Source organism: Thomasclavelia sp., assembly GCF_047249845.1.
In the GTDB taxonomy this organism is placed as follows: Bacteria; Bacillota_I; Bacilli_A; order Erysipelotrichales; family Coprobacillaceae; genus Thomasclavelia.
The window spans coordinates 1-4,225 of sequence record NZ_JBKTWO010000096.1 but is presented as its reverse complement, the minus strand read 5'-3'; the positions used below and the strand labels follow the sequence as shown (position 1 = coordinate 4,225).

At 31.8% G+C, this 4,225-nt stretch carries 2 protein-coding genes; both read right to left on the bottom strand.

Going from position 1 to position 4,225, the window contains the following annotated elements; genetic code table 11:
- Window positions 1-3,619, bottom strand: a 3,619-nt coding sequence (locus tag ACLR9T_RS13405; protein ID WP_413110012.1) for a family 20 glycosylhydrolase, incomplete at its 3' end; no start/stop codon positions are given.
- Window positions 3,620-3,936: 317 nt separating this feature from the next.
- A partial coding sequence (locus ACLR9T_RS13400; protein WP_413110011.1) for an LPXTG cell wall anchor domain-containing protein occupies window positions 3,937-4,225 on the bottom strand: 289 nt, incomplete at its 5' end.

Genomic DNA, 4,225 nt, shown 5'->3' with positions numbered 1-4,225 from the left:
CTGCTTGAAGCGCATTCCATGTTGATTCTGTATAATCATTTGCTGTTAAGTTAGCAATCTTATTCATCATTTCTTGTAATGCAATCTTATCACCTTTATAGAATTCTAACATCTGCATTACTTTAGCTAAACGATCAAATGCATTATTTACTTCTTCTTGACTTGCATTGTCTTTTGCATAGATAGTTTCAGCATTTTCTAATGCTGCTTTAAATTCATCAGCTACTACTGGTACTAATTTATCTAACTGTTCTTGAGTTACTTCTTTTGCCATATCAATTGCTATTGATAATGCCACTTTATTAGTATCTACTACTTTTTCAATTAAACCATCTTTTGCATTTTGTAAAGTATCTTTTGCATTATCTACTTCTATTTGTGTAGCATCTGCTTTATCTAGAATATCTTTAGCAAGATCCATTGCACTGCTAAATTCATTCCAGCTTTCTGCTGTATAATCAGCTTCTTTAAGAATTGTACATTCATCATATAATGCTTGTAATTCTACTTTTGATACAACTTCAGGTAATTTTGCTAACTCTTTAATTTCATCAGCTGTTAAAGCTTTATTAAATATACATACTTCATCTAATGAACCATATAAATTTCCTGAATCTTGTAAACCTGCTTTAGCATTAGCACCGATTCGTTTAGCCGGTCCTGCAATTGTTACATCTAAGTGATCTTGATATTCTCCATTTACATATAAGCTTGTTCCATTATCATCACTTACAAATGTTAAATGTACCCACTCACCTATAGGTGCACTATAATTAAATGTATAGTCTTCTACACCAAATTCTGTAATTCCGATTTTTTGTGTATTTTTCCACTGCTCTAACTTAATTTCTCCCTGGTCACCAGATAACAATGCTGTATTTGTTGCACTGTTTTGACTGCGGTTTACCCACATACTAGCACTCCAGTTTCCTTCAAGATCTTTTATTCCAAGATCTACATATCCATTTCCTTCAAATTGAAGTCCTTTTCCTTTAACACCATCAATCCATGAAACTCCACCACTAATAGTTCCTGGATGTAAACCAGCACTATCATTAACAGTAGTTCCAGTTCCTTCATCCATATTCCAGCTAGAATTTACTGGTACATACGGTTCTTTCCATATATCTTCGTCCTTGTAATAATTAATGCCTTGATTCTCTAATCTTTCACCATGAGCAATCAAGCGTGATTTATATTCATCCCAGTTACGATTTTCTTTTGGTGTCCATCCAATTTCTGCATGTCCTAACATTCTTGGATATGCTAAATAGTTCACTGATTCTAAGCTAGATAATGTCTCTGACCACATTGGACATTCTATTCCTAAAATCTGATCTTTTGTTCCATAATTTGTTGGATCCCATTCATATCCTCTTTTAATTGATATCTGAGCTGCCCATTGTAATCCCAAATCACAATTACTGTCATATTTCATATCTATATATGCATAGTCTGCTGGTGATGCAATATATTTTACATCACTGTTCATCTTTGCATTTCCTGTTGACCAGAATTGAGTTACTGTTCCTTCTTTATCTTCAACAGCGTTATCAAAATGTTGCCATCCAACTGGTGTTTTTCCATATTTTTTAGCAATATCAACAACTCTATTCATGAAATATTTATAATCATCATTTGAAGTTGAATGTGCTTCATCTCCACCAATATGCATATATTTTGATGGTGAAATAGCTGAAACTTGTTTGATAACTTCATCAATAAATTTATATGTATTTTCATTATGACATTCTAATGATGCCCATCCTACATCCCATCCTTGATATGGTTTTGAATTGTCATAATTTCCTGCATGTGGTTTTCCATCTTCAGTGCTATTTAACATCGGTAATGAAACTAATGCCGCCCATGCATGGCCTGGCATATCAAATTCGGGAATAATTTCTACATATCTTTCTTGTGCATATCTTATGATTTCTTTAAAATCTTCTTGTGTATAAAAACCTGGTCTTTCTCCATTGTGTGTACAAGATGTTGAAGCACCTAAATCTGTTAAATTAGCATATTCATCGCCTTTTATTTCCAAGCGCCATCCCTGATCATCACTTAAATGCAGATGTAATTTATTAATCTTATATTGTGATATATTGTCAATATGCTGTTTTACTTCATCAACTGTAAAGAAATGACGGCTAACATCAAGCATTGTTCCACGATATTCATATTCAGGTTTATCTTCTATATGAGAACATGGAATATCCCACTGAATATCATTCACTACTTCAGCTTTTTCAATATCAGCTGGTAACATTTGTCTTAAAGTTTGAACCGCTCTAAAAACTCCAGCAGTGTGATTAGCAACTATTTTAACCCCAGTTTCAGTAGTATCAATACTATAGCCTTCTTCTCCCTGTTGTTCATTATCAGCAGTCATTAAAACAATACTGTTATTAATAGAATCGCTATCTTTTACAACTGCTAATGGATAACCTGTAGAAGCTCTAAATTTAGCAGCCACAATTTCTCCAGTTTTAGCTAATTCATTAGTTTCATCATCTGTTCTACCTTTTACATTTATAACAGTTTCACTATTTAAAGTAAAATTACCACCTGTTTCAAATGCCACTAAAGGTTTTGGAATTAGATTAGTATCTAATACTGCTAACTTTTCCAAAGCTGACATTTTTTCTTCTAACAATAATACAGCTTGATCAATTTCATCTTGACTACTATTAGCAGCTAATCGCTCAACAGTACTAATAGCTTCCTGTAGCCCTTGATAACTTGCTTCACTGTATCCAGATTGTTTAATATTTTTAGCATCAGCCAATAAGTAGTCTAGTAATTGACTAGATGGTTCCACTTGATCAAGTAATTGACAATCTACATAAAGCATATTGTGATCAGATAATCCTGTTTCAACCATTTTAATATCATTAACTTTTATATTTCTTGAAGTAACAACATTATCAATACAATTTACTTTCATTGATGGATCAACTCCATTGTATGTATCATGCCAAATCCCGTCTTTACCATTAGCCAAATTATAATTTTTCATCATTGGATAATTTTCTGTAATTGACTGATCTGTATTAAAATCTCCAGTTAATATCTTATATGGTGTTGGATCAGCTGCTATAGCATCTAATACATCTTGCATCTGTCTAGCTCTTAAACTTTGACTTTCATGAGTTAGATGTGTATTATAGATAGCAACTTTTCTACCATCTTTTTCAAATACGCCTCTTACATAAGCTCTAGCTTCATAATTACCTTCATTAGAAATTGCTGCCCCAGTTTTTTCTTCTAATGAATATCTAGACAAAAGACCTATTCCATATTCCCCTCCACCATATGAAATTGCTTTTTGAAAATGGGTATCTGTAAAATAACCATATTCTTTGAATTTTGCTAACATATCATAGTTATTTCGTGAAGTATTCATATCTACTTCTTGTACCCCAACAACATCAATTTTTTCTTGCTCTAGAGCATTATTCATTAATTCAATATTTGGAGTTTTTCCAGCTGCAATATTATATGTTGCAACTCTAAAACTGTCACTAACTGTACTTGAATTTGCGTGAACAACAGGTACATTCACCAAAAGAAGTGCAGCTAACGCTATCCCTAAAAACTTTTTTACTCTCCTCATTCTTTTACCTCCATACTACATAAAATAATTACTGTAGTAAAATATTTAATTGTTCATTTTCCCTAAAAATATGATTTAATAATTTTATTTCAATATCATCTCCCATCAATCATTAAATAAACTATAAATATTTTGAATACTTAAATCAAATAATCTTAACTCTTCGCCTGTTTTAAATACTATTAGAGCAAATAATTATTTGGCATTCAATATATCAATATTATAACATTTATTAGTATTAATTTACATTACCACTCCTTTGAATATGTGTAAAAAAGGTAACACTTTTATGTAAGTGTTACCTTTTTGATTATTTTTTATATTTTAGATTTTTTTCTTTTCTTACTTCCATAGAAGACAATTGATGCCACTGCTAAACCAGCTAATGGATATATCATACTTGCTGTATCTCCTGTCTTTGTTGCATTTACTGTACTGTCTCCTGGTTTTACAGGATTAACATCATTATCCACAGATGGATTAGCTTCTAATCCGGCCATTGCTTTTGTTAATCCATTTATCGCATTTTCTACTTCTTCTGCTGTTGCATCTGGATCATTTAATATTGCATTTGCTTTTGCTACTTCTTCATCTACTACTTTTATT